General features: G+C 67.9%; 19 protein-coding genes. 14 read left to right on the forward strand and 5 right to left on the reverse strand.

Going from position 1 to position 25,456, the window contains the following annotated elements:
* Positions 1-283 precede the first annotated feature (283 nt).
* The 3 genes from FBZ89_RS01800 (at position 284) to FBZ89_RS01810 (ending at position 4,821) form a co-directional block, all read left to right on the forward strand.
* On the forward strand, positions 284-2,098 hold the full coding sequence (locus FBZ89_RS01800) for a GGDEF domain-containing protein (protein ID WP_246171984.1): 1,815 nt from the start codon (positions 284-286) through the stop codon (positions 2,096-2,098).
* A gap of 146 nt (positions 2,099-2,244) precedes the next feature.
* The gene (locus FBZ89_RS01805) at positions 2,245-4,365 is read left to right on the forward strand and encodes a putative bifunctional diguanylate cyclase/phosphodiesterase (RefSeq protein WP_186457136.1); all 2,121 of its coding nucleotides are present in this window, start codon (positions 2,245-2,247) and stop codon (positions 4,363-4,365) included.
* A gap of 129 nt (positions 4,366-4,494) precedes the next feature.
* Positions 4,495-4,821: an EthD family reductase gene (locus tag FBZ89_RS01810; RefSeq protein WP_145748310.1), complete on the forward strand. Its 327-nt coding sequence runs from the start codon at positions 4,495-4,497 to the stop codon at positions 4,819-4,821.
* A gap of 18 nt (positions 4,822-4,839) precedes the next feature.
* Here the strand turns inward: FBZ89_RS01810 and FBZ89_RS01815 are convergent, their stop codons facing one another.
* Both FBZ89_RS01815 and FBZ89_RS01820 read right to left on the reverse strand, forming a co-directional pair.
* Positions 4,840-6,873, reverse strand: coding sequence for a sensor histidine kinase (locus FBZ89_RS01815; protein ID WP_186457137.1), 2,034 nt, complete (start codon positions 6,871-6,873; stop codon positions 4,840-4,842).
* A 107-nt stretch (positions 6,874-6,980) separates the two neighbouring features.
* Positions 6,981-7,727: a response regulator transcription factor gene (locus FBZ89_RS01820; protein WP_088874235.1), complete on the reverse strand. Its 747-nt coding sequence runs from the start codon at positions 7,725-7,727 to the stop codon at positions 6,981-6,983.
* Between the two features lie 341 nt (positions 7,728-8,068).
* On the opposite strand from FBZ89_RS01820, the gene FBZ89_RS01825 reads away from it, so the two are divergent.
* From FBZ89_RS01825 to FBZ89_RS01840, 4 genes are all read left to right on the forward strand, one after another.
* Positions 8,069-8,341 (forward strand): hypothetical protein, encoded by a 273-nt coding sequence (locus tag FBZ89_RS01825; RefSeq protein ID WP_145748312.1) that lies wholly within the window; start codon positions 8,069-8,071, stop codon positions 8,339-8,341.
* A gap of 231 nt (positions 8,342-8,572) precedes the next feature.
* The gene (locus FBZ89_RS01830) at positions 8,573-9,439 is read left to right on the forward strand and encodes a polyprenyl synthetase family protein (RefSeq protein WP_145748313.1); all 867 of its coding nucleotides are present in this window, start codon (positions 8,573-8,575) and stop codon (positions 9,437-9,439) included.
* A gap of 78 nt (positions 9,440-9,517) precedes the next feature.
* Positions 9,518-11,428: a 1-deoxy-D-xylulose-5-phosphate synthase gene (gene dxs, locus FBZ89_RS01835; protein WP_145748314.1), complete on the forward strand. Its 1,911-nt coding sequence runs from the start codon at positions 9,518-9,520 to the stop codon at positions 11,426-11,428.
* Positions 11,425-12,084, forward strand: coding sequence for an ABC transporter substrate-binding protein (locus FBZ89_RS01840; protein WP_145748315.1), 660 nt, complete (start codon positions 11,425-11,427; stop codon positions 12,082-12,084). The genes dxs and FBZ89_RS01840 overlap by 4 nt, the downstream gene beginning before the upstream one ends.
* Before the next feature lie 168 nt (positions 12,085-12,252).
* Here FBZ89_RS01840 and FBZ89_RS01845 read toward each other — a convergent pair whose 3' ends face one another.
* A complete protein-coding gene (locus tag FBZ89_RS01845; RefSeq protein ID WP_186457138.1) occupies positions 12,253-13,008 on the reverse strand; it encodes an MlaA family lipoprotein in 756 nt (251 codons plus the stop codon).
* A gap of 387 nt (positions 13,009-13,395) precedes the next feature.
* Here FBZ89_RS01845 and hpnI point away from each other — a divergent pair, with 387 nt between their 5' ends.
* The 7 genes from hpnI to FBZ89_RS01880 all read left to right on the forward strand — a co-directional run bounded on the left by hpnI (position 13,396) and on the right by FBZ89_RS01880 (position 22,085).
* Complete coding sequence (gene hpnI, locus FBZ89_RS01850) at positions 13,396-14,607, forward strand: bacteriohopanetetrol glucosamine biosynthesis glycosyltransferase HpnI (protein ID WP_145748317.1); 1,212 nt, start codon at positions 13,396-13,398, stop codon at positions 14,605-14,607.
* Positions 14,604-16,031: a hopanoid biosynthesis associated radical SAM protein HpnJ gene (hpnJ, locus tag FBZ89_RS01855; protein WP_211115066.1), complete on the forward strand. Its 1,428-nt coding sequence runs from the start codon at positions 14,604-14,606 to the stop codon at positions 16,029-16,031. The genes hpnI and hpnJ overlap by 4 nt, the downstream gene beginning before the upstream one ends.
* Positions 16,032-16,061: 30 nt before the next feature.
* Entirely contained in the window at positions 16,062-16,958 is an 897-nt protein-coding gene (hpnK, locus tag FBZ89_RS01860; protein ID WP_145748318.1) for a hopanoid biosynthesis-associated protein HpnK, read from the forward strand.
* Between the two features lie 11 nt (positions 16,959-16,969).
* A complete protein-coding gene (locus FBZ89_RS01865) occupies positions 16,970-17,929 on the forward strand; it encodes a lysylphosphatidylglycerol synthase domain-containing protein (protein ID WP_145748319.1) in 960 nt (319 codons plus the stop codon).
* 90 nt (positions 17,930-18,019) lie between these two features.
* Positions 18,020-19,627, forward strand: a complete 1,608-nt coding sequence (locus tag FBZ89_RS01870; protein WP_145748320.1) for an inorganic phosphate transporter — start codon at positions 18,020-18,022, stop codon at positions 19,625-19,627.
* A 31-nt stretch (positions 19,628-19,658) separates the two neighbouring features.
* Positions 19,659-20,303 carry an HAD family hydrolase gene (locus FBZ89_RS01875; protein ID WP_145748321.1) on the forward strand — a complete coding sequence of 215 codons (645 nt, stop codon included), beginning with the start codon at positions 19,659-19,661 and terminating at the stop codon, positions 20,301-20,303.
* A gap of 192 nt (positions 20,304-20,495) precedes the next feature.
* On the forward strand, positions 20,496-22,085 hold the full coding sequence (locus FBZ89_RS01880) for an inorganic phosphate transporter (protein ID WP_246171985.1): 1,590 nt from the start codon (positions 20,496-20,498) through the stop codon (positions 22,083-22,085).
* A 181-nt stretch (positions 22,086-22,266) separates the two neighbouring features.
* On the opposite strand, the gene FBZ89_RS01885 is transcribed toward FBZ89_RS01880, so the two are convergent.
* Both FBZ89_RS01885 and FBZ89_RS01890 read right to left on the reverse strand, forming a co-directional pair.
* Positions 22,267-22,740 (reverse strand): VOC family protein, encoded by a 474-nt coding sequence (locus tag FBZ89_RS01885; protein ID WP_145748323.1) that lies wholly within the window; start codon positions 22,738-22,740, stop codon positions 22,267-22,269.
* A gap of 95 nt (positions 22,741-22,835) precedes the next feature.
* On the reverse strand, positions 22,836-25,454 hold the full coding sequence (locus FBZ89_RS01890; RefSeq protein ID WP_145748324.1) for an MMPL family transporter: 2,619 nt from the start codon (positions 25,452-25,454) through the stop codon (positions 22,836-22,838).
* Positions 25,455-25,456: the final 2 nt, after the last annotated feature.

Here is a 25,456-nt window from a genome sequence, read left to right on the forward strand (position 1 = left end):
CGGACGACCGTGGCGGGCGCCCCATGTGCCTGGTGTGCCGCCCTGATATAAGGCCATGTGTGCGCCGCCGAAAGCCCCGCCCACGGCCTAAGCCGTTGTCATAGGCCGATTGCCGCTGGAATCTACAAATCGCGGCATCCGGTTCTGGTGCACCGGCGTCCTGGCATGCGGCGCCCGCGCATCAACGGTTGCCGGGTCATCACATAACTGTCACCGTCTACGGATATTACTGAAGAACACACTCTTTATTGCGGCCTGAAGGTCCGATCCCTCCTTGATCTTGATGCCTGAAGAGCGAGAGACCGGCATCCCCCGGCAGGGAACCCAGGGGCGTCCGGCCGCCGGATCCTCAGCGCCGCCGCTTGCCGCCCCGCCGGCGGGGGAGGGACCCGTCGCCTTGCCGGCCCGCTGGCGCGACGTTGTGGCGCACCTGCATCCCGTCTTCCAACCCATCGTCCAGATGCGCACGGCGCGCGTGCATGGACATGAGGCCCTATTGCGCGGGTGGGAGGCCGCGGGCTTCGCCAGCCTGGCCGCCTTGTTCCAGGCGGCCGTGGATGAGGGCGCGCTGCCGGCGCTCGAGGCGCACATCCAGGCGGCCGCCGTGGCCGCCTTCCTGGCGGCGGGCGGCACGGCCGAGGTGCGCCTGTTCCTGAACATCCATCCCCTGGCCCAGGGCCAGGTGTCGCCCCCGGCGCAGGGGGAACAGGTGCACCTGGTCTATGAGACGACGGGCACGAGCCCCGTTCCCACCCGTGCCGGCCGTGACGGTGGCGACCGGCGGGGCCGTGTCGATATCGCCTTCGATCGCTTCGGCGTGGGCGTGGCGGATTTCCAGCGCTTGCTGGCCAGCCCGCCCAGCTATGTGAAGATCGATCGCGCCTTCATCAGCGGCGTGGACGGCGACCAGGCCAAGCGCGCCCTGCTGGGCCAATTGATCGGCAGCGCCCACGCCCTGGGCCTGGCCACCATCGCCGTGGGCGTGGAGACCTCGCGCGAATTCTATGTCTGCCGGGATCTGGGCTGCGACCATGCCCAGGGCTTCCTGTTGGGCCGCCCCGGCGGCGGTCTGCTGGCTGAGGCCAGCGAGATCGCCGAGTCCCTGACCCGCAGCGACCGCCGCCGCCCGTCCGACGCCCGCCAGCGCCTGTTCGAGCTGATCGAACGCATCGCGCCCCTGCCGCTGGAGGCGCCCAAGGCCAAGCTGCTGGAGTATTTCGGCAACCTGGCCGCCCCGCCGGTGGTGCCGGTGGTGGACCGGGCGGGCGTGCCGCGCGGCCTGATTCGCGAACGCCACCTGAAGCCCTTCGTCTATTCGCGGTACGGTACGGAAATCCTGCGCAACCGCGCCTTCGGCAACACGCTGAAGGATTTCGTCATCCCCTGCCCCGTCTGCGACATCGGGACGCCCCTGGAACGCGTGATCGAGCTGTTCGCCGAGGCGGCGGACAGCGACGGCGTCATCATCGTCGAGGGCGGCGAGTATGTCGGCTTCCTCAGCAGCCAGTCGCTGGTGCGCCTGCTGCACGAACACCGCCTGGCCACGGCGGTGGACCAGAACCCGCTGACCCGCCTGCCCGGCAACAACGCCATCACCGCCCAGGTGGAGGCGCTGGTGGCGGATGGTGAGCGGGACCATGTGCTGGTCTACCTGGACTTCGACAACTTCAAGCCGTTCAACGACTACTTCGGTTTCCGCCAGGGCGATCGCGCCATCCTGATGTTCAGTGAGCAGTTGAAGGTCCAGGCCTCCGCCCTCGGCGGGTTCGCCGGCCACATCGGCGGTGATGACTTCTTTCTCTCGTGCAGCGGCCTGACCGCCGACCGCATGCGGGAACGGCTGGTGGCCTTCCTGGGCCGCTTCCGCTCTGACGCCGAAAGCCTTTACGACGTGGAAACACGCGAACGCGGATGGTTCGAGGCCAAGGACCGCGAGGGGCGTGTGCGGCGGTACCCCTTGTTGCGGGTCAGCGCCGTCATGGTGCAGCTTGTGGCTGGCACAGCCCGTCCGGGTCTGGAAACACTTGTGGAACTGATCGCCGTCCATAAAACTGCGGCGAAGGCGGCGCCCGACAACCTGTTCCTGGTGGCGGGATGACGGATGCGGTCGTCAGCCGGCCGGCCCCGGATGTATTGGGGCGCCGGCCGGAACATAAGACATTTGGGGCGCTATTCTCGTTGGTCAGGTACTCTTTCCACCACTCGGCGGGTGATCCGGCCGGCCCCGGCGGGGCTGCGGCGGGCATGGGCGGCGCTCCGACGGACGGTGCCGACACCCCTGACGATTCGCTGGCGGGTGTTTTCCCCGGGCGGGCGCCCGGCGATGGTGGGGGCGCCGACGACCCCCACGTGGCCGGGTCCCGCTTCCATTGGTCGTTCTGGTCCTCCCTGTCGTTCAAGGAAGGCGTGCGCGGCGCCCTGGCCGCCCTGCTGATCGGCTTCGCCTTTTCCGCGGTGGAGATCGGCTGGGCCGCCAGCCGTGAGCGCGAAAAGGTCCTGACCATCATCGATGACATCGCCGCCCAGGTCGAGGGCAGCGCCGCCATCGCCGCGTGGAATCTGGATGCCCAGCTGGCCAACCAGGTCATCATGGACAACCTGAAGCTCCACGCCGTCTCCGGCGTGGAAATCCTGCTGAAGGATAACGAGCGGCTGGCCGGCGTGCGGCGCAAGCCGGCGCAGGACGGCTGGCTGACGGGGCCGCTATCGCGCCTGGTGTTCGGCGACCTGTCCACCATCCGCCGCCCCTTGCGCCAGCCCAACAGCCCCAATGGCGAGATCATCGGCGAGCTGCGCCTGGACCTGGACCCGGTGGTCCTGGCCCGTGACCTGCTGATCCTGGCGGGCACCGGCCTGGTCAGCGGCGTGCTGCGCAACCTGCTGCTGGGCCTGGCCCTGGTGGCGGTGCTGCACCGCTACGTGACCCGGCCGCTGTTCAGCCTGGGCCGGTCCATTTCCCACATCAATCCCGACCGGCCCATGGAAACGGCCCTCCCGCTACCCGCGGGGCATGAGCGGGATGAGCTGGGCTATATCGCCGCGCGCACCAATGAGCTGCTGGCCCGCCTGGCCTCCAGCCAGGAGGCGCAGCGCCGCATGGCCACGCGCGACCTGCTGACCGGGCTGCCCAACCGTGTGCTGCTGACGGAGGAGCTGGGCCGCTCCCTGCCCAAGGCGGAGCGGGCGGGCTTTCACGTCGCCGTCTTCCACCTGGATCTGGACCGGTTCAAGACCGTCAACGAAAGCTATGGCCTGGATGTGGGCGACCGCGTGCTGCGCGAGGTGGGGGCCCGCCTGACCAGCGTTCTGCGCGCAGGTGACAGCGTGGCGCGCCTGGGCGCCGACGAATTCGCCGTGGTGGCCGAGGACATCGCCCAGCCGGAGATGGCGGCCCGCCTGGCGGAACGCATCCTGGACACCCTGGCCGCCCCCTATGCCATCGACGGCCATTCCGTGACGCTGACCGCCAGCGTGGGCATGGCGCTGTTCCCTGGCGACGGGCGCGACCCCGAGCCGCTGCTGCGCGGCGCCGACGTCGCCATGTGCACGGCCAAGGCGGCCGGCGGCGGGCGCTATCGCTTCTTCGCGCGGGAGATGATGGACCGGGCCGTGGCCCGCCTGCACAACGAGACGGCGCTGCGCCGCGCCATCGAGGAAAACCAGTTCGTCCTCTACTACCAGCCCAAGCTGGAGACGCTGACCCGCAAGCTCAGCGGGGTGGAGGCGCTGCTGCGCTGGCAGAAGCCGGACCGGCTGGTCATGCCGGGCGATTTCATTCCGCTTGCGGAAGAAACCGGGTTGATCGTGCCCATCGGCGCCTGGGTGCTGCGCACGGCCTGCGAACAGGCGGCCCGCTGGCTGGCGGCGGGGCACGCCGTGCCCGTCTCCGTCAACGTCTCCGCCCGCCAGTTGCAAGAGGCGGGACTGGTCGACCTGGTGGCGGACTGCCTGGCCAAGTCCTATCTGCCACCCGAACTGCTGAACATCGAGATCACCGAGACCAGCATGATGCGCGACCTGGACCACAGCGAGGCGCTGCTGGCGCGCCTGCGCGATCTGGGTGTGGGCATCAGCGTCGATGATTTCGGCACGGGTTATTCGTCGCTGGCCTACCTGCGCCGCCTGCCGGTGACGGCGCTGAAGCTGGACCGCTCCTTCGTGAACGACATCCCCGCCGAAACCGCCATCGCCACGGCGGTGCTGGACCTGTCACGCAGCTTCGGCCTCAAGACGGTGGCCGAGGGCGTGGAGACGGAGGAGCAATGGCACTGGCTGGCCCAGCAGGGCTGCGCCGAGGTCCAGGGCTTCCTGTTCGCCCGGCCCATGCCGGTGGATTTGGTGGAGCGCGATTTCCTGAAGGGCTGAGCCCCGCGCCGAAAACATGTGAAGGGGCCATACAACCATAGGACAATACGCCGGCTTCGGCCGCCGGCGTACCTTGGCGCATCCCATAGCCTGAACCCCCTCAGCCTGAACCAGCCCCAGGACGACGCCATGATCAAAGTCAGCGTGCTGTATGCCAACGAACCCGGCGCCCGCTTCGACCACGATTACTACAGGGACCGCCACATGCCGCTGGTCCAGGCAAAGCTGGGCGCCGCCTGCCTGTTCTATACGGTGGACAAGGGCCTGACCGGTGCCCCGCCCAGCGAAGCGCCGGCCTATGTCGCCATGTGCCACATCTTCGCCGAGTCCGCCGACAGTTTCTGGGCCGCTTTCGGGCCTGTGGCCGAGGAGATTGTGGCCGACATCGCCAACTACACCACCCTGTCGCCCACCATCCAGGTGAGCGAGGTGGTGGTGGGCGCCGGCCGCGGCTGACATCCGGTCCCGGGGGCCTTATCCCCGGGGCAGCGGGGCGTTCGCCAGTTCCACCACCAGGCAGCAGCCGTCCAGGCGGGTGTGGTCGTAATAGGCGCGCCCGTCGTGCAGTTCCGCGATGCGCCGCACCAGGTAGAGGCCGACGCCAATGCCGGGCACACGCTCGGCCGACGACAGGCGCACGAACTTGCCGAAGATGCGCTCCCGGTCGGCGGGCGGCACGCCGGCGCCGGCGTCGATCACCCGCACGGTGCTGCGCGTGCCCGTTTGGGCCAGTTCTACCCGGATGGGCTGGCCGGGCGGGCCGTACTTGGCGGCGTTTTCCAGCAGGTTGAGGATGGATGTCTTGAGGAGGGCCGGGTCGCCCTGAATCTCGTTCGGCACCACGCCCTCCAACCGCACCGCCTGCTCGGGGTGCGAGGCGCGCAGGGACCGGACGGCTTCGGCCACCACCTCTTCCAGGATCAGCGACTGGGTTTCCAGGTGCAGGCCGGGTGAGCGGTTGGTCTCGCGACGCAGGCCGACCTCGATGATCTCCACCAGGCGATCCACGGCCCGGCCCATGCGCTTCAGCAGGTCATGGCCCTTGGCACCCTCCGCCAAGGCGGCGGAGCCCTTGATCTGCAGGATGTCGATGCCGGTGCGGATGATGGACACCGGCGTGCGGTATTCGTGCGACACCATGTCGATGAACTGGATCTGCTCGCGCACCGCCTGGCGCTCGGCGGCCAGGGCCTCCTCCAGGCTTTCCTTGGCGGCCGACAGCTCCCGGGTGCGCAGCGCCACCATGTCCAGGGCCCGCTGCTCGGCGTGGACGGAGGCCGACAGGGCGGCGGCCTGCGCCTCCTTCCGCTCCTTTTCCGACCGGCGCACGCGCGATGCGATGGCGATGTTCATCAGGATCATGTGCACCAGCGACGCCGCTTGCGACGCCGCCTCGGTCAGGCTGATCTCGGGAATGACGCCCAGGGTACGCATGAAGCCCATCAAGGCCGCCATGCAGGTGGAGCCGAAGGCCAGGCTGTACATCAAGGCGCCCGGGTGCCCCCGCCGCGCCAGCCAGATTGCGCTGCCGATATAGATGAACATATAGGCCGACGTGACCGTGGCCAGCGTGGCGCCGGCCATCGTGTAATAGCCGGCGACGGTGGCGACGATGCCCAGGGCGCCCAGGATGATGGGGATGCGGTTCAGCAGGCTGATCAGCGGCAGGGTGCGCCGCAGGTTCAGGAACTCCTCCGTCAGCAGGGCGCCGGCCAGGATGCCGCCGCAGACGCTGGTGCCGGTGATGAGGTTGGCCAGCTTGGGCGCTGGCCCGGGAAGAATCTGCGCCAGCGCGCCGAAAGACCCGAACGCCAGTCCGATCAGACTGATCAAATATAGGGCGTAGTAGAAGTAAACCCGCTCCTGCAGCCAATAACTATGGATGAGATTGGAGATCAGCACCGCCACCGCCATACCCAGCACGAAGCCCAACCAGATGGACTGCATGCTGATATGGTTCATCAGCGGGATCAGGCGGTAGATTTGGCCGCTGAGGATGGTGGCGCTGGTGGTGTGGACATGGACATAGATCCAGGCCTGGCCGGCGCCGTCGAACACCAGCGGCTGGGTGAAGCTGCGGAAGCGCAGCATGCGGTTGGCCGAGGGCTCGCTATCGCCCTGTACCGTCCTGGCATAGGCCTCGGCCGGCGGCGGCGGCGCGTCGGCCGCCGTGTAGGCAACATTGGTTTCCACCGTGTCGAGGAAGCTGGGCAGCAGTTCCAAATACCAGGTGTCGTCGCTGTCCAGGGGCCGCGCGATGCGCATCCTGACCCACGTGTCGGTCAGGGTGAAGCCGCGGTTGAGGTTGCCGGCCAGGGGCTGGAACCGGCGGCTGGCCTCGCCGGCCGTCACGTCGGCCAGGGTCAGCGACCCGTCAGGATCGACCAGGAATTCAAGGTGGCCGGCAATGGGCAGCGTCCGTGTCTCGACCCCCAGGCGCAACGGCGGCGCCGTCCAGCCATCGGGGCCCGCTGCGGCCCGCGCGGGCGGGGCGCACAGCAGCGCCAAGGCGACAATGCACAGCCATAGCCATCCGCCCCGAGGCCATCCGCTGGGTCGCCGCCAAGCGGGCGCTACGGGGGGCGGGGCGGTGGCGGTCATGGTGCGGCGGGGGACTACAGCTGCTTGATGGGGGCGGAGAACAGGTAACCCTTGGCATGGACGGTCTGGATAGGGAAGGCCTCGCCCACCGCGGCCTCGATTTTCCGGCGCAGGCGGCTGACCAGGGCATCCAGGCCCCGGCTGCCCTGCACCGTGTTGGCGTAGTCCAGCATTTCCAGCAGGGCGGTGCGGTCCACCGCCCGGCCCGGGTCCTGGGTCAGGGCTACCACCAGGTCGAATTCCTTGGCGGTCAGGCGCACGGGCAGGCCGCGCGGCGACAGCACGGACCAGCGCGCATTGTCCAGTACCCAGGGTTCGCTGGAGGATGAGGCCTGCAGGCTGGGAAGATCGTTGACGTCCGGCCCGGCGGCCAGGCGGCGCGCCAGGTTGGTGGCGGCGATGGCCAGCTCCCGGCAATCCACCGGCTTCACGAAGTACAGGTCGGCGCCGCTGGTGAAGCCTTTCAGCCTGTCGTCCACCCGCGACCGGGCCGTCAGAATGATCAGGCCCATGTTGGTGTTGGCGCGCAGGAAGCTGGCGATGGCGTAGCCATCCTGGTCGGGCAGGCCGATGTCCAGGATGACGATGTCCGCCGGCTCCTTGGCGATCTGCTGGTACAATTCCAGACCCGAGCCCGCCGTGGTGACCGCCAGGCCTTGGCTGCTCAGGCAGTGGGCCAGTAATTCCCGAAGATCGACATCGTCTTCCACCAAAACCACGCGCGGGGCGACGACTCCAACGCTCGCATCCAGGTCTGCCATAGAAAATCTTTTCTATTAAAAGGTTTTAGCGATGGTTCGGTTACAAATTTTTTGGGCCATGTCCCCAGATCGGCCCTGCCGCTGGAACTATTCTCAGGCGCATTCTAATTTTTCATTAATTTTATAGCAATACGATGCGTGCCGCCTCGATTCCTGGCGGGTATGTGCGCCATCATGTACGGATTTCAGCTCCCGGTGGCATGAAGGGCATTGCCGCAGACGGCCCGGTTGTTTACGCTCCCCCCTTTGCGAAAAAGGTCGCCGGCCTGGACGGGACGGCACCAAAGGAACCAGTCCGCCGGCCGCACCGGTGCCAAGGCTGGGTCATCGGGGTGTCATCGATGGGTCAGGCGAAGCAATGGACGCTGCTGCGCGCCGCCGAGCAATGCTATCGCGTTGCCGCCAGCGTGCCCTCGGGTCCTGAGCGGGACCTGTGGATCCGTCGGGGCGGCATGCTGGAGGCGGACAGCGTGGCCGCCCTGCTGACCGGTCCTTGGCCCGAACGCTGGCCGGCCCGGACCGCGCCGGACGATCTGCCATATGATGAGGCCGCCGAGTCTCCATCGGTTTCGTCTGTGTCGGCCGACACCGCCAAGCGCAGTCTGGTCGAATAATTTCCCGGAACCATCGCCGGCGTGTTCATTCCTGACCAACCTCTTGTTACGTGCGACGCAACGGCGCCCTGCGGTCGCCAGTAATTGACACTGGCAGATGGCTGGCAGAGTGTGCCCAGCTTATACGACGCGTCATCATCTTCGAGGTTTCTTCAAGTGACCGGCCTAGTTTCTTCCGCCGCACCCTCTTCCTCGGGCCGTTACCCCTCGGGTCGTGAATTGCTGGAGGCCATGGGCCTCGCATCGCGCCAGACCGAGCAGCGCATGGAAGCACTGCTGCCCACCCCCGCCCGCTACATCGGCCGGGTGCAGGAAGCCGCCCGCTACGCCGTATTCGCCGGCGGCAAGCGTTTGCGCCCCTTCCTGGTGAAGTCGTCGTCCGCCTTGTTCGGCGTGTCCGAGGACAACTGGCTGCAGGCCGCCGCGGCGGTGGAGATGGTGCACACCTACAGCCTGGTGCATGATGACCTGCCCTGCATGGATGACGACACCCTGCGCCGGGGCAAGCCCACCACCCATGTCCAGTTCGACGAGGCGACGGCCCTGCTGGCCGGTGACGCCCTGCTGACCCTGGCGTTCGAGGTGCTGTCCCAGCCGGCGGCCCACGCCGACGCGGGCGTCCGCTGCGCCCTGATCGCCAAGCTGGCCCAGGCCGGCGGCACGCTGGGCATGATCGGCGGCCAGATGATGGACATGGAAGCGCCGAATTCCGACTTCGGCTACGACGAAATCCTGACCCTGCAAAAGTTGAAGACGGGCGCGCTGTTCGAATTCTGCTGCGAGGCCGGCCCCATCCTGGGCGGCGCCAGCGAAGCGGAACGCGCCCTGCTGCGTGACTACGCCGCGGATTTCGGCCTTGTCTTCCAGATCTCCGACGATCTTATTGACGCCACCGGCGATGCCGGCAAGGCGGGCAAGACCGTCGGCAAGGATGAGGCCCAGGGCAAGGCGACCCTGATCTCCTTGCTGGGCCTGGACGCCGCCCGTGCCAAGGTGGTGGAACTGGCCGAGCAAGCGGCGGCCCGTCTGGATGGTTTCGGTTCGGCGGCGGATTCGTTGCGCGGCCTGCCCTTTATGCTTATCGACCGAGAGTCGTGATTTATCACGATCTATGCAAAAATGTTTGTCTGTCACCGGCCCGTAAGAGGTCGGTTATAATTATTTGGGAGCCGATGAATGGCGACGAAGACCCCGTTGTTGGACCAGTGTCCGACGCCTGATTGCCTGCGCGCGCTGCGTCCTGAGCAGCTGCGGCAGGTGGCGGACGAGCTGCGGTCCGAGACCATCGACGCGGTGTCGGTGACGGGTGGGCACCTGGGTGCCGGCCTGGGTGTGGTGGAGCTGACGGTGGCGCTGCACTACGTGTTCGACACGCCGGCGGACCGCATCATCTGGGACGTCGGGCACCAGGCCTACCCGCACAAGATCCTGACGGGCCGGCGCGACCGTATCCGCACGCTGCGCCAGGGTGGGGGCCTGTCGGGCTTCACCCGGCGGTCGGAGAGCGCGTACGACCCCTTCGGTGCCGCGCACAGCTCCACCTCCATCTCGGCCGGGCTGGGCATGGCGGTGGCGCGCGACCTGGCGGGCGGGAACAACCACGTCATCGCCGTGATCGGCGACGGGTCGATCTCGGCCGGCATGGCGTATGAGGCCATGAACAACGCCGGGGCCCTGGGCTCGCGCCTGGTGGTGATCCTGAACGACAACGACATGTCGATCGCCCCGCCGGTGGGTGCCGTGTCGGGCTACCTGGCCAAGCTGGTCAGCAGCAGCCAGTACCGCAACCTGCGGGACATCGGCCGCCAGGTGGCGGAACACCTGCCGCGGCCGCTGCAGAATGCGGCGCGGCGGGTTGAGGAATACGCCCGCGGCATGGTCATGGGCGGGACGCTGTTCGAGGAACTGGGCTTCTACTATGTCGGCCCCATCGACGGGCACGATTTGGACCAGCTGGTGCCCATCCTGGAGAACATCCGGGACGAGCCGAACGGCCGGCCGGTGCTGATCCACGCGGTGACGCAGAAGGGCAAGGGCTATGCCCCGGCCGAGGCGTCGGCGGACAAGCTGCACGCGGTGGGCCGCTTCGACGTGGTGACGGGCGCCCAGGCCAAGGCCAAGGCGAACGCGCCGACCTACACCCGTGTCTTCGCCGACGCCCTGATGAAGGAGGCCAAGGCGGACGACAAGGTGGTGGCGATCACGGCGGCGATGCCGTCGGGCACGGGGCTGGACCTGTTCGGCCAGGCCTTCCCCACGCGCACCTTCGACGTGGGCATCGCGGAGCAGCACGCGGTGACGTTCGCGGCGGGCATGGCGACGGAAGGCTACAAGCCCTTCGTGGCCATCTACTCGACCTTCCTGCAGCGCGGCTACGACCAGCTGGTGCACGACGTGTCGATCCAGAACCTGCCCGTGCGCTTCGCCATGGACCGGGCGGGCCTGGTGGGGGCGGACGGCGCCACGCACGCGGGCGCCTTCGACCTGGCTTACCTGTGCTGCCTGCCCAACATGGTGGTGATGGCGGCGGCGGACGAGGCGGAGCTGGTGCACATGGTGGCGACCAGCGTGGCCTATGACGCCGGCCCCATCGCGCTGCGCTATCCGCGCGGCGAGGGCGTGGGCGTGGAGATGCCGGAGAAGGGCGAGGTTCTGCCCATCGGCAAGGGCCGGATTGTCCGCGAGGGCAACACGGTGGCCATCCTGAGCCTGGGCACCCGCCTGGGCGAGGCGTGCAAGGCGGCGGAGGACCTGGCGGCGCGGGGCCTATCGACGACGGTGGCGGACGCGCGCTTCGCCAAGCCGATTGACCGGGAACTGGTGCGCCGGCTGGCGGTTGAGCACGAGGTGCTGATCACCATCGAGGAAGGCTCGGTGGGCGGCTTCGGCGCGCAGGTCATGCAGTTCCTGGCGGAGGAGGGGCTGTTCGACAGCGGCCTGAAGTTCCGCCCCATGGTGCTGCCCGACCGCTATCAGGAACACGACAACCCGGCCAAGCAGTATGACGAGGCCGGCCTCAACGCCACCGGCATCGTCGATACCGTGCTCAAGGCGTTGGGGGCCAACGCTCAGGTGAGGACCGCATGACGACCAAGGTCACCGCGTTCAAGGGTAAAGCCATCGCCGCGGCCTTCGCGGCCCTGGCCCTGACCGGCACGGCGCTGCCGGCCCTAGCCCAGCAGGCCGCCGCCACGGCGGAAGCCGCTGATCCGGCGGTGGCCAAGGTCAAGGGCTTCTACGACACGCTGCTGAGCGGCATGAAGCAGGCGAAGCAGTTGGGCGTGAAGGGCCGCGCGGAAAAGCTGGACCCGGTGATCAAGTCGACGTTCGACCTGGCGACCATGACCCGCCTGGCCGTCGGCCCGGCGTGGGAGAAGTTCACGCCGGACCAGCAGAAGGGCGCCATCGACGCCTTCACCAGGGTGACGGTGGCGACCTACGCCAACCAGTTTGACGGCTTCAATGGCGAGGTCTTCGACGTCGATCCCACGCCCAAGGCGCGGGGCGCCGACAAGATCGTCGAGACCAAGCTGACCCCCAGCGGTCAGCCGGCGGTTCCGCTGAACTACCTGATGCGCGGCCAGGGCGACCAGGCGCGCATCGTCGATGTCTATCTCAATGGCACCATCAGCCAGCTGGCCACGCGGCGCTCGGAGTTCTCCGCCGCCATTCAGCAGGGCGGCGCCGACGCCCTGATCCAGGGCCTGCAGCAGCAGGCGGAAAAACTGCTGGCTGGCGCTTAAGCCTCTCACGCTGCCGTCAGGAATCAGGCCCGGTCTCTCCGTAGGGAGGGGCCGGGCTTTTTTCCTGCGCATACGCCAGATTTAATCTGCCGGGCACCTGAGCACCGCGGGGCGCGAGCCGAGGAAGGCAAGGGCCCGGATGGGCCGCCCGCCATCCGAGGGCGGACTTTAAGGAATCGCCGGCATGTTGTTGGTGGTCACGCCGATGGCCTCATCCAGCGCGGCCTGGCGATTCTGCAGCCACACGCTGCGCAGCAGGGCGTAGAAATCGATGGTGCCCTTGCGCAACTCGTCCAGGGTTTCCAGGTTGCGCGCCTTGTCCAGGCCACCCACCACGCCGATGGCGTAGTTGGCGTCGCCGCCGTCGGCGTGGTCGAACACGCGGCCGGTGGGGTCGGCCCACAACTCCACGCCCACGCCCACGCCGTCACGCACGGTGGACGGCCCGAGCAGGGGCAGCACGAAATAAGGACTTTGCCGCACGCCCCAAGCATAGAGGGTCTGGCCGAAGTCGCCCGTCTGCCGCGTCAGCCCCATGTCCGTCGCCACGTCGTACATGCCCGCCAGGCCGATGGTGCTGTTGAAGACGAATCGCCAGAAGGTGGTGAAGGCCGCCTTGATGCGCGCCTGGGCCAGATCGTTGCCGAAGATCAGCGGCTCGCCCAGGTTCTCAATTCCGTGACGCAGGCGCAGCTGCACATAGTCCGGTACCGCCCAGCGATAGGCCTGGGCCGCCGGGCCGATGGCGTTGTCGTTCAGCCACATGTTGGCGTCGAAGGTGACCCGGTTCACATTCTCCAGCGGATCCCAGGGCTCCACCACGCCCAGCTCGTCACGGCCGCCGTTGGGCGGCATGGCGCAGCCGGCGAGCATGAAGCCCATCAAGAGGCAGGCGGCCAGGGCCGCACGGGACTGTCTGATCATGCTGGCCATACTTTCCTGCGGAATGCGGGACCGGGAACCGCGCCGCCTGCCCGGTGGGGCCGCGACGCCTGAGTGCGATACTTTGGATAACAAAGGATGGTGTCGACTACCATGATTGGAAATGCACTCCCGAAGTGTAATATCGGAGCGTGCGGCGCAATATGCCGGTCGACGGATGACCGGCAAAGGCACTAACGCGTGTGACGGGTGGGGCTATGCCCGCCGTCACAGGATGCGCATTCGCATTCGGTGTATCGCAATGCAGCGGTGATCCGCACTGCGGTGACGTCCGCTGGTGTGTGCGGCGCGCTTACGTTAAGACCACAGGCACAGAGACATCATCGGACCGGGTCGCCGGGCCGCTTCTATTTGAGAGTTCCGCACGGCATGCCGCTTCCTGTCACCCTGTTGACCGACGCCCTGGGCTGGGGGTTTGGGGCGATGTCCGCGGTCGGCGCGCTCTATACCCTGGCGGCGGCGGACAGCGCCCGTCGCTTCTTCGCCGCGCGGGGCGGTGGGGAAGGCGAGGGTGGGGAAAGAATAGGCGGGCCCGCGCCGGCGGTGACGGTGCTGCGGCCCCTGCACGGGGCGGAACCGGGGCTGGCGGCCCGTCTTCGGGCGCTGACCATCCAGGAATACGCGGGGCCGGTGCAGGTGGTGTGCGGCGTCCAGGCCCATGACGACCCCGCCATCGCCATCGTGAAGGACCTGATCGCCGAGCTTGAGGCGGGGGGCAGCCCGGTGCGGCTGGATCTGGTGGTCGATACCACCCGCCATGGCGCCAACGCCAAGATTTCCAATGTCATCAACCTGATGGCGGTCGCCCGGCATGAGGTGCTGGTGCTGGCCGACAGCGATATCGCCGTGGGCGCCGATTACCTGGCGCGGGTGGTGGGCGCCTTGTCGCGCCCGGGCGTGGGACTGGTCACCTGTCTCTACCGGGGTGATCCGGTGGATGCCGGCTCCTTCTGGCAGGACCAGGCGGCCCGCGCGGTGGATCATCATTTCCTGCCCAACGTGCTGGTCGGGCTGCGCCTCGGGCTGGCCAAGCCATGTTTCGGCTCCACCATCGCCTTGACGGATGAGACGCTGGGGCGCATCGGCGGCTTCGCCGCGTTCCGCGACATCCTGGCGGACGACCATGCCATGGGCATGGCGGTGCGGGCGCTGGGGCTGGCCGTGGCGGTGCCGCCCTTCGTGGTGGGACACCTGGCGCCCGAGTCCAGTCTGGGCGCCGTGCTGGATCATGAGTTGCGCTGGGCCCGCACCATCCGGGGCCTGGACCCCGGGGGCTACGCCGGCTCCATCGTCACCCATCCGGTGCCCCTGGCGCTCCTCGGCGCAATTTTCGCGGGCTGGCATGCGTGGTCCCTGCTGCTGCTGGGGCTTGCGGTCGCCGCCCGTCTCGTGCTTCAGGTGACGATTGATGCACGGATCACACGGTCCCGGCCGCGATGGCCTGGATTGATCAGAGACGTCTTGTCATTTTTGGTGTTCGTTGCCAGCTTTGGCATTCGACGTGTGAGTTGGCGCGGACAGCGCTTTTCGGTCAAATCCGACGGCACAATGGTGCCGGTCGGCGAAAATGGTGGGTCATGATGCGGACGCTATTTCTTCAGGCGCCTTCCTTCGATGGTTTTGACGGCGGCGCCGGCTCGCGCTACCAGGCGCGCCGCGAGATCAAGTCTTTCTGGTATCCGACGTGGCTGGCCCAGCCGGCGGCGCTGATCGAGAACAGCAAGCTGATCGACGCCCCGCCGCACAAGACCAAGCTGTCCGAAATCACCTCGCAGATCAAAGACTTCGACATGGTGGTGCTGCACACCTCCACCCCGTCGTTCAAGTCGGACGTGGCGACGATCGAGGCGCTGAAGGCCGTCAACCCCAACCTGAAGGCTGGCCTGATCGGGGCCAAGGTGGCGGTCGAGGCGGACAAGAGCCTGGCCCAGGCCCCCATCGTCGACTTCGTCGCCCGCAACGAATTCGACTTCACCATCAAGGACGTGGCCGACGGCAAGAAGTGGTCGGACATCAAGGGCCTGTCCTTCCGCAATTCCGAGGGCGTGATCGTCCATAACGAGGACCGCGAGATCCTCGAGAACATGGACGCCCTGCCCTGGGTGACCCCGGTCTACAAGCGCGACCTGGTGATCGAGAACTACTTCATCGGTTACCTGAAGGCCCCCTACCTCAGCATCTACACCGGCCGCGGCTGCAAGTCGCGCTGCACCTTCTGCCTGTGGCCGCAGACCGTGGGCGGTCATCGCTACCGCACCCGCAGCGTCGGCCATGTGGTGGAGGAGATCGCGTGGGCGCAGAAGAACTTCCCACAGGTGAAGGAATTCTTCTTCGACGACGACACCTTCACCGACAACCTGCCGCGCGCCGAGGCCATCGCCAAGGAACTGGGCAAGCTGGGCATCACCTGGTCGTGCAACGCCAAGGCCAACGTGCCGCGTGAGACGCTGAAGGTGCTGCGCGACAACGGCCTGAGGCTGCTGCTGGTCGGCTATGAATCCGGCAACCAGCAGATCCTGCACAACATCAAGAAGGGCATGCGCGTCGAGGTGGCTGAGAAGTTCACCAAGGACTGCCATGAGCTGGGGATCCAGATCCACGGCACCTTCATCCTGGGCCTGCCCGGCGAGACGAAGGAAACCATCCAGGAAACCATCAAGTGGGCGGCGAAGATCAACCCGCACACCATCCAGGTTTCGCTGGCCGCCCCGTACCCCGGCACCTTCCTGTACCAGCAGGCCATCGAGAACGGCTGGCTGGACGACGCGAACGCCGAGCTGGTGGACGAGCACGGCGTGCAGATCGCCCCGCTGCATTACGACCACCTGAGCCACTCCGAGATCTTCGGCTCGGTTGAGACCTTCTACAAGAAGTTCTATTTCCGCAGTGGCAAGATCGCCTCCATCGTCGGCGAGATGGTTCGTGATCGGGACATGATGAAGCGCCGCCTGCGCGAGGGCGTGGAGTTCTGGCAGTTCCTGCGTGAACGCCGCACCGCCGCCTAAGCACGTCATCCGGGTTCGGAACACCTTCTCATGTCCGTATCCACGCCGGGCGCCGCCGCGACCTCCAGCAATGGGGGATCGGGGCGGCGCCTGATCGTTACGGCGGATGACTTCGGCCTGTCGGCCGCCGTCAACGCCGCCGTCATCGACGCTCACCTTAATGGCATCCTGACTGCTGCCAGCCTGATGGTGGCGGGGGCCGCCGCCGACGCGGCGGTGGCGCTGGCCCATGCCCAGCCCAGCCTGGCGGTGGGCCTGCATGTCGTGCTGGTGGACGGCAAGCCCTTCCTGCCACCTGAACGAATTCCCGACCTGGTGGGGCCCGACGGCCTGTTCCGCAACGATCTGGCCAAGGTTGGGGCGTCCATCTTCTTCCGGCCCAAGGTCGCGGCCCAGGTCGCGGCCGAGGTGGAGGCGCAGTTCCAGGCCTTCCGCGCCACCCGGCTGCCGCTGGACCATGTCAACGCCCACAAACACTATCATCTGCATCCCACCGTGGGGCGCATCCTGCTGGACGCGGCGCGGCGCCACGGGGCCCGTGCCATGCGGGTGCCGGTGGAGCCCGCCGACGTCATCCGGTCAGTGACGCCCCAGGCCGACCTGGGTCTGCACCACATCACCGGCCCCTGGGCCAAGCTGCTGCGCGCCAAGGTGCGCCGCGCCGGCCTGGCCGCCCCCGACCAGGTGCTGGGCCTGGCCTGGACCGGTGCCGTCACGGCGGAGAAGCTGCGCGGCGCCTTGGCCCGCCTGCCGGCCGGCGTCACGGAAATCTACCTGCACCCCGCCGTCAGCGACGACGTGCCGGGCGGCGCGCCCGGCTATCGCTACCGTGATGAGCTGGCCGCCCTGCTGGATCCCGAGGTCAACGCCTTGGCCGCCGCCTTTCCCCGCGGCGGCTTCCGCGATCTGCCCATCACCCTGGAATAGGCCCGCACCCGATGGAAAAGGCAGCCCGCCTGTTCGCCCTGTTGGGGCTGGTCCTGGCCGTGGTGCTGGTCGCCCGCGAGGACACCGGCGCCCTGTGGGCCCTGCTGAAGACGGCCGGCGCGGGCTTGGTGGCGGCAGGCCTGTTCCATGCCGTGCCCATGGTGGCCAACGCCCGGGCCTGGCAGGTCCTGCTGCCCGGGGCCACGCGCCCCTCATTGGGCGCCATGGCCCGCAACGTCTGGATCCGCGAGTCGGTCAACGGCCTGCTGCCCGTAGCGCGCATCGGGGGAGAGATCGTGTCCTTCCGCATCCTGCGCCTGGATGGGGTACGCGTGGCACCCGCCGCCGCCAGCCTGGTGGTGGACATGGCCATTTCCATCCTCAGCCAACTGGGCTTCTCCCTGCTGGCGGTGGGTCTGCTGGTGGCGCTGAAGGGCCCCGTGGGCATCGCCGGCCAGGTGACCCTGGGGCTTTTGGCCATGGTGCCGCTGGTGGCGCTGTTCATCCTGGTGCAGCGCGCCGGCCTGTTCGCCAAGGTCACCGGCCTGTTGGACAAGGCGGCGTCCGGCCGCCTGGCCGGCATCATGGCGCACAGCGCCCGCATCGACCGCGCGTCCAAGGCCATGTACCGCCGCACCGGCGCCATCACCGGCTGCTTCCTGTGGCAACTGCTGGGCTGGGCCCTGGGGGCGGGTGAGATCTGGCTGGCGCTGTGGGCGCTGGGCCATCCCATGGGCCTGGTCGAGGCGCTGGTGATCGAGGGCCTGATCCAGGCCGTCAGCAGCGCCGCCTTCGTCGTGCCCGGCGCCCTGGGGGTGCAGGAGGGCGCCTTCCTGCTGCTGGGCGGCGCGCTTGGCCTGGACGCGCCCGCCGCGCTGGCCCTGGCGGCCGCCCGCCGCCTGCGCGACCTGGTGGTCTTCCTGCCGGGCCTGGTCGCCTGGACCACCATTCGCAAAGTCAAGGCGGCGTGATGATCACGATCAAGGCCACGCGCGCCGCCTTGCGCCATCTTCCGGCGCCGTTGCGCGCTGCCAACGGCTAACGCACCGGAGCCTGAATCCATGGCGCACCTTGAGGCCCTTCAGCCGTCACTGGATGAATCCCCCCTGACGCCCCTGCCCGCCGTATCCGGCGGGTTGGCGGCACGGCTGGGGACGGTGGCGCTGCTGGCGGTGCTGGCCCTGGGTTTGGGCTATGTGGCGGTCAATGTGGCGGCCGACCTGCGCGGGATGGGTACGGCATCCGCCCTACCCTTCGTGCTGCTGGGCGTGGCGCTGCTGATCGCCTTGGGCTTCGAATTCGTGAACGGTTTCCACGATACCGCCAACGCCGTGGCCACGGTGATCTACACCCATTCCTTGCCGGCGCACGCCGCCGTGGTGCTGTCTGGCCTGTGCAACTTCGTCGGCGTGCTGCTGTCCACCGGGGCCGTGGCCTATGGCATCGTGTCCCTGCTGCCGGTGGAACTGATCCTGCGGGTGGGCAGCGAGGCCGGCTTCGCCATGGTCTTCGCCCTGCTGATTTCCGCTGTGCTGTGGAACCTGGGCACTTGGGCCCTTGGCTTGCCGTCCTCCAGCTCCCACACCCTGATCGGGTCCATCATCGGCGTCGGCCTGATGAACCAGCTGATGGCCGCCCCCGGCGCGGCCGCCAGCGGCGTGGACTGGGGGCAGGCCCTGAAGATCATCCAGACGCTGCTGATCTCCCCCATCGTGGGCTTCGTCTGCGCCGCGGCGCTGCTGATGCTGATGCGGGGCCTGATCAAGGACAAGGCGCTGTTCCAGGCGCCCAAGGGCCGGAAGCCGCCGCCCGCCTGGATACGCGCCCTGCTGGTCCTCACCTGCTCCGGCGTCAGTTTCGCCCATGGTTCCAATGACGGGCAGAAGGGCATGGGCCTGATCATGCTGATTCTGATCGGCACCATGCCGGCCGCCTACGGCTTGAACCGGGGCATCACCGCCGCGGACACGCCCGCCTATGTCGCCACCTTCGACCGGGCCGGCGATGCGCTGGGCCGTCATGCCCAGCGCATGCCGGCCGACCCCCGCGCGGTGGTGGAGGATTACGTCCGCAGCGGTACCTTGACCAGCGCCACCCTGGGCGGGCTGCATGAGTTGACGGCCAGCATCGCCGACCAGCTGCGCTTCTCCGGCGCCCTGTCCGGCGTGGCGCAGGGCCAGATGCGCAACGACATGTACCTGTCGGCCGAGGCGCTGCGCCGCCTGCAGAAGCAGGGCTTCCCCCTGCTTGACGATGACGACCGCGCGGTGATGAAGGAATTGCTGGGCCGGTACGATCACGCCACCCGCTACATTCCCACCTGGGTGAAGGTGGGCGTCGCCATCGCCCTGGGCCTGGGCACCATGGTGGGCTGGAAACGCACCGTGGTGACCGTGGGTGAGAAGATCGGCAAGGAGCACCTGACCTACGGCCAGGGCGCCTCCGCCCAGCTGGTGGCCATGGGGACCATCGGCGCCGCCGACGTCTTCGGCTTGCCGGTCAGCACCACCCATGTGCTGTCGTCCGGCGTGGCCGGCACCATGGCGGCTAATGGCTCCGGCCTGCAATGGTCCACGGTGCGCAACATGGCCACGGCCTGGGTGCTGACCCTGCCGGCCTCCATCATCCTGGCCGGCGGCCTGTTCTGGCTGTTCCGCCACCTGTTCTGACCCGCCGTGCCGGCAGGGGAGCGTTGCCCGCATGATTCGCACAATCATCTTCGACCTGGATAATTGCCTGGCCCCGGCCGATGGCGTCGGCGTGACCTTCATGCGGCCGGTGTTCGACGCCATCACAGCGGCCAATGCCGGAACCCTGGGCCAGGACGCCCTGGACGCCGCCTTCGCCGATATCTGGCGCCATCCCCTGGATTGGGTCAGCCGGATGCACGGCTTCAGCCCCGCCATGCACCAGGCCGCCTGGGCGGCGACGGCGGGGTTGGAGGTGACGGGCGCCATGGCCGACTATGGCGACCTGCCCTTGTTGGCCGGGCTGGGCCTGCCGCTTTACCTTGTCACCTCCGGCTTTCGCCGCTTGCAGGAAAGCAAGGTGCGGGCGCTGGGCCTGGCACGCTATTTCCGGGGCGTGCATATCGACGCCATCGATGAGGCGGGACACCCGGGCAAGGCCGCGCTGTTCCGGATGCTGCTGGACCAGTCCGACCTGCCGGCAGCCCACGCCCTGGTGGTGGGGGACAATCCGGAATCCGAAATCGCCGCCGGCAACAGCCTGGGCATGCCCACGGTCCAGAGTCTGCGCCCCGGCGTCGTCTGGGATGACCGGGCGCGGTTCCACATTCGCGATTTGCGCGACCTCAAGTTCCTTTTGAGCGCGCAAAACGATTAAAGGATTTATATGCCCTCTTGGCATTAAGGATTTGATCTGACACATTTTTTGGTTACCCTGTCGCTGGAGCCACCCCCTTATGGTTAAGGTGAATCGGCCATTTATTAACCAAATGGTGGGGCCTGCGACATAAAGTTGTCATGACTCACGCCGTAGGGTGCCGGACCTGCTTTTTCAAGAAGGACTGGCGCCATGGCGCATACGGAAGCCGTGAATTCACCTGTCGCAACCTCCGGCGGCCCGGCCGCGCGCTATGGGACTCTGTTGTTCCTGGCCCTGATGGCCGTGGGCCTGGGCTACATGGCGGTCAACCTGGTCAGCGACCTCAGCGGGGTCGACACCCGCTCCGTCCTGCCCTTCGTCCTTCTGGGCGTGGCGCTGCTGATCGCGCTGGGCTTCGAGTTCGTGAACGGCTTCCACGACACGGCCAACGCCGTGGCCACGGTGATCTACACCCACTCCCTGCCGGCCAACGTGGCGGTGGTGTGGTCCGGCCTGTGCAACTTCGCCGGCGTGCTGTTCTCCACCGGGGCGGTGGCCTTCGGCATCGTCTCGCTGCTGCCCGTGGAATTGATCCTGCAGGTGGGCAGCGACGCCGGCTTCGCCATGGTGTTCTCGCTGCTGATCGCGGCCATCATCTGGAACCTGGGCACCTGGTACCTGGGCCTGCCCTCCTCCAGCTCCCACACCCTGATCGGGTCCATCATCGGCGTCGGCCTGATGAACCAGCTGATGGCCACCTCCGGCACCGCGACCAGCGGCGTCGACTGGGGCCAGGCCACCAAGATCGGCTGGTCGCTGATTCTGTCGCCGCTGGTGGGCTTCCTCTGCTCCGCCGCGCTGCTGGTCATCATGCGCACGCTGATCAAGGACAAGAAGCTGTTCACGGCGCCGGAGGGCAACAAGGCCCCGCCGTCCTGGATCCGCGGCCTGCTGGTGCTCACCTGCTCCGGCGTCAGCTTCGCCCACGGCTCCAACGACGGGCAGAAGGGCATGGGCCTGATCATGCTGATCCTGATCGGCACGGTGCCCACCGCCTACGCCCTGAACCGCGCCGTCACCATCCATGACACCCCGGCCTACATCGCCACCTTCGATCGCGCTGGCGATGTGCTGAGCCACTATGTAAAGGAAACCCCGGCCGATCCCCGCGCCGCGGTCGAGGACTTCGTCCGCAGCCGCCAGGTGACCGACAGCACCATGGGCGGCATCCATGACCTGACCGCCAGCGTCGCCGACCAGATCCGCGCTTATGGCTCGGTCGATCAGGTGCCGCAGGAAAAGGTGCGCAACGTCCGCAACGACATCTACCTGTCGGCCGAGGCCCTGCGCATCATCCAGAAGTCGGGCGCGCCAGCCATCGACGCCGCCGACCAGCCGGTGCTGAAGGAACTGCTGGGCCGCTACGACCACGCCACCCGCTTCATCCCCACCTGGGTCAAGGTGGGCGTGGCCATCGCCCTGGGCCTGGGCACTATGGTGGGCTGGAAGCGCATCGTGGTGACGGTGGGCGAGAAGATCGGCAAGGAACACCTGACCTACGGCCAGGGCGCCTCCGCCGAGTTGGTGGCCATGGCCACCATCGGCGCCGCAGACGCCTTCGGCCTGCCGGTCAGCACCACCCACGTCCTGTCGTCCGGCGTGGCCGGCACCATGGCGGCCAACGGCTCGGGGCTGCAGTGGTCCACGGTGCGCAACATGGCCATGGCTTGGGTGCTGACTCTGCCGGCCTCCATCGTCCTGGCCGGCAGCCTGTTCTGGCTGTTCCGGCACTTGTTTTAGAGAGTACGCATCCGCGTACTTGTCCTCGATTTCCAGTCCGCCTTCGGCTCCCCAGAAATCTCCGGCGCCCGCAGTCGCGGGCTACAGCGGCACGAGACGCACTCTTGTGCCGCTGGTAGGGGGACGACCCAGCCACCCAAGCGCCGGGGCGGTCCATCAGGGCCGCCCCTTCGCTTTTGGCTCAGCCCTGGACGGCGCGGCGCAACACATTGATGTCCAGCTTGATCATCTCCTGCATGGCGGTCATCGCCCGGCGGGCGATGATGGGATCGGGGCTGGTGACCAGCTCGATGAATCCGGACGGCACCACCTGCCAGGTGACGCCGAACTGGTCCGTCAGCCAGCCGCAGGCGTGGGTTTTGCCGCCGTCGGCGGTCAGCACCTCCCAATAGCGGTCGACCTCCGCCTGATCGGCGCAGTCGATGACGAAAGAGATGGCTTCGTTGATCTTCCAGTGGGGGCCGCCGTTCAGGGCGATGAAGGGCTTCCCATCCAGCTCGAACGCCACGCTCATGACCAGGCCGGCGGGGCGGGGGCCTGCCTCGCCGTAATGGCTGATGGTGGTGATGCGTGAATTGGGGAAGACGCTGACGTAAAAGCGGGCGGCGTCTTCCGCCTGGGTGTCGAACCACAGGAAGGGCGTGATGGTGGGCATGTCCTCGTCCTTTTTCTGGGGAAAGGCGCGAACCGACTATGCGCCTGTCCCCCAAGGACGGCCAGGCTGGGTGATGCCCGACACCGCCGCCCGAATTATTCCGCCGGCGTCTTGGGCGGGCCCAGCAGGGCCGGCAGGAACAGCAGCGCCGTGGCCAGGATGCTGGCCAGCGAGAACACCAGCAGCTCGCCCATGCTGGCCGTGCCGGGGTGGTGGCTGGTCCACAGGCTGCCGAAGGCGGTGCCGGTGGTCAGGGCCGACAGGATGGTGGCGCGGGTTAGGCTGGAGGTCAGCGGGTTGGTCTGCCCCTGCCGCCAGGCCATGACGTAATAGATGTTGAAGGCAGTGCCGATGCCGAACAGCAGGGGCAGGGCGATGATGTTGGCGAAGTTGATGGGCTTGCCCGCCAGGATGGCTGCGGCCAGGGTCAGCAGCGACGCCAGGGCCAGGGGCGCCAGGGTCTTCAGCACGTCGCCCGCGTTGCGCAGGGTAACGGCCAGCAGGATGGTCACCAGGATCACCGCCAGGATGCCCGCCTGAAGGAAGGCGTGGATGATGGTGGCGCTGCTTTCCTGGATGCTGATGGGCGTGCCGGTGGCGTCGGGGGCGATGGTGCGCACCGCCTTCACGAAGCGCTTCAGCACCCGGTTGTCGTTGCTGTCGCCCTTGGGGAAGACGGAGATGCGGGCGTGGCCGTCCGCCGCCACCCAGTCGCGCTTCAGATCCTCCGGCAGGTCCTTGAAGGTCACGGGCGCGGCCTGCAGACTGTCGTTCACCTGTGCCAGCATGGTCTGAAGCCCAGGCTCCACCGCCTTCTGGAACAGGGGCACCACCTTTTCCGCCGGGGCGGCCAGGGCCCCTTCCAGCGCCTTCTTGAACCGCAGGGCGGAGGCGCCGGCCGGGCTGGCGGCGTCGGGGTTAAGCTTGTCCAGGGCGGCGACGATGCCGGTCATGGACTGGCGCACGTCCTCGATGCTGGGGGCGGGGCGCACGTCGGTGGGCGCCAGGCTGGGGCCGATCAGCGACGCGGCGTCGGAGATGGCCGCCATCTTGGCGTCCTGGTCGGTGGGGATGTAGTCGCTAAGGGTGATGGCCTGCGCCACCTCCGGCAGCTTGGACAGCTTGTCGGCCAGGGCCCGCGCCTCATCCTCCGACTTGGCCAGCACGTCGATGGTGTTGGGTGTGAACAGCGGGTCCTTCATCAGCTCCAGCACCACCGACACCGCCTCCGTCTTGGGGCTGCGCAGGTTCAGCGGGTTGAAGTCGAAGGACAGGCGCGGCAGCAGGGCGGCGCAGGCCACGGCCAGCACGGCACCGGCACCCAGCACCCAGCGGCGGCGGGTCAGCACCAGGCGGTCCAGGGGCGCCAACGCCTTGTATCCCACCTCCACTTGCTCTCCCTTGGGGCGCAGCAGCATCAGCAGGGCTGGCAGGAAGGTGACGGACAGCAGGAAGGCGACACCCATGCCCACGCCGGCGATGATGCCCAGCTGCGACACGCCGCGGTAATCGGTGGGCAGGAAGGCCAGGAAGCCGGCGGCGGTGGCAGCCGCCGCGATGGTCAGGCCCCGGCCGACGCCGCGCCCTGCGGCGGTCAGGGCCTCGGCCAGGTCGTCATGGGCCAGCCGGTCGGCGCGATAGCGGACGGAGAACTGGATGCCGAAGTCCACGCCCAGGCCCACGAACAGCACGGTAAAGGCGATGGACAGCAGGTTAAAGGGGCCGGTGGCGATCAGGCCGAAGGCGGCGGTGGCGGCCAGGCCGATGACCACGGTTAGCAGGATGGCGCCCACCATGCGGAAGGACTTCACCGCCAGCCACAGCAGCACCAGCACGGCGATGCCCGTCAGGCCGCCGTTGAAGGCCGCTCCTTCGCCCAGGGTGCCGAACTCCTCATCCGCCATAGGCACCTCGCCCGTCAGGCGGACCCGGATGCCGTTTTCCGGCGTCAGGCCCAAATCCTTGGCGGTGGCGCGGATGGCGTCGGACGCCATGGCGCCCGGCTGCAGGTCATTGAAGTCCAGGACCGGCTGCACCAGGATGAAACGGCGCAGTTCCATGGGGTTGGGGGGCTGGCCGGACACCAGGCCGCGCCAGTTCAGGGGCACCATCTTCCCTTGCGTCGCCGCCTCCAGGGTGCCGGACAGGGCGTCGAAGGGGCGCTGAAGATCCTCCAGCTTGGCCTGGCCATAGCTGACGCCCTGCAGGTAAGTGCCCAGGGTGTCCAGCAGGCCACGCGCCGACGGGTCGGCCGCCAGCGGGCCCAACAGGGGCTGCGCCTGGATCAGCGACTGCATGGTGGACTGCACCTCCTCCGCGGGCAGCAGCATCAGGCCTTCGCGGTCGAAATAGGGGCCGCCATCGGGGCGGAAGACGTTGCGCACCACGTCGGTGCGCTTGCGCAGGGCGTCGGCCAGCAGGCGGGTGGCGCGCTCCGCCAGTTCCGGTGTCACCCCGTCCACGACGATGGCGGTCTGCTGCACCTTCTGGGGATACAGCTTGTCGAAGGCGATTTCGCGCTGGCGCCAGATCAGCTGCGGCGACAGCAGCTTCACGGCGTCGGTGTCGATGGCGAAGTGGGTGGCGACGTGGAAGGCGGCCGCCCCCCCCAGCACCAGGCCGGCCAGCAGGGTCAGCTGCCAGCGCCGGCAGCAGGCACCCACCAGGGCGGCCACCCGGTCGTTAAGGCCCATTTTTCCGTCGGCGCGCGCCATGT

The sequence above is a fragment of the Nitrospirillum amazonense genome, from assembly GCF_007828045.1.
In the GTDB taxonomy this organism is placed as follows: Bacteria; Pseudomonadota; Alphaproteobacteria; order Azospirillales; family Azospirillaceae; genus Nitrospirillum; species Nitrospirillum amazonense_C.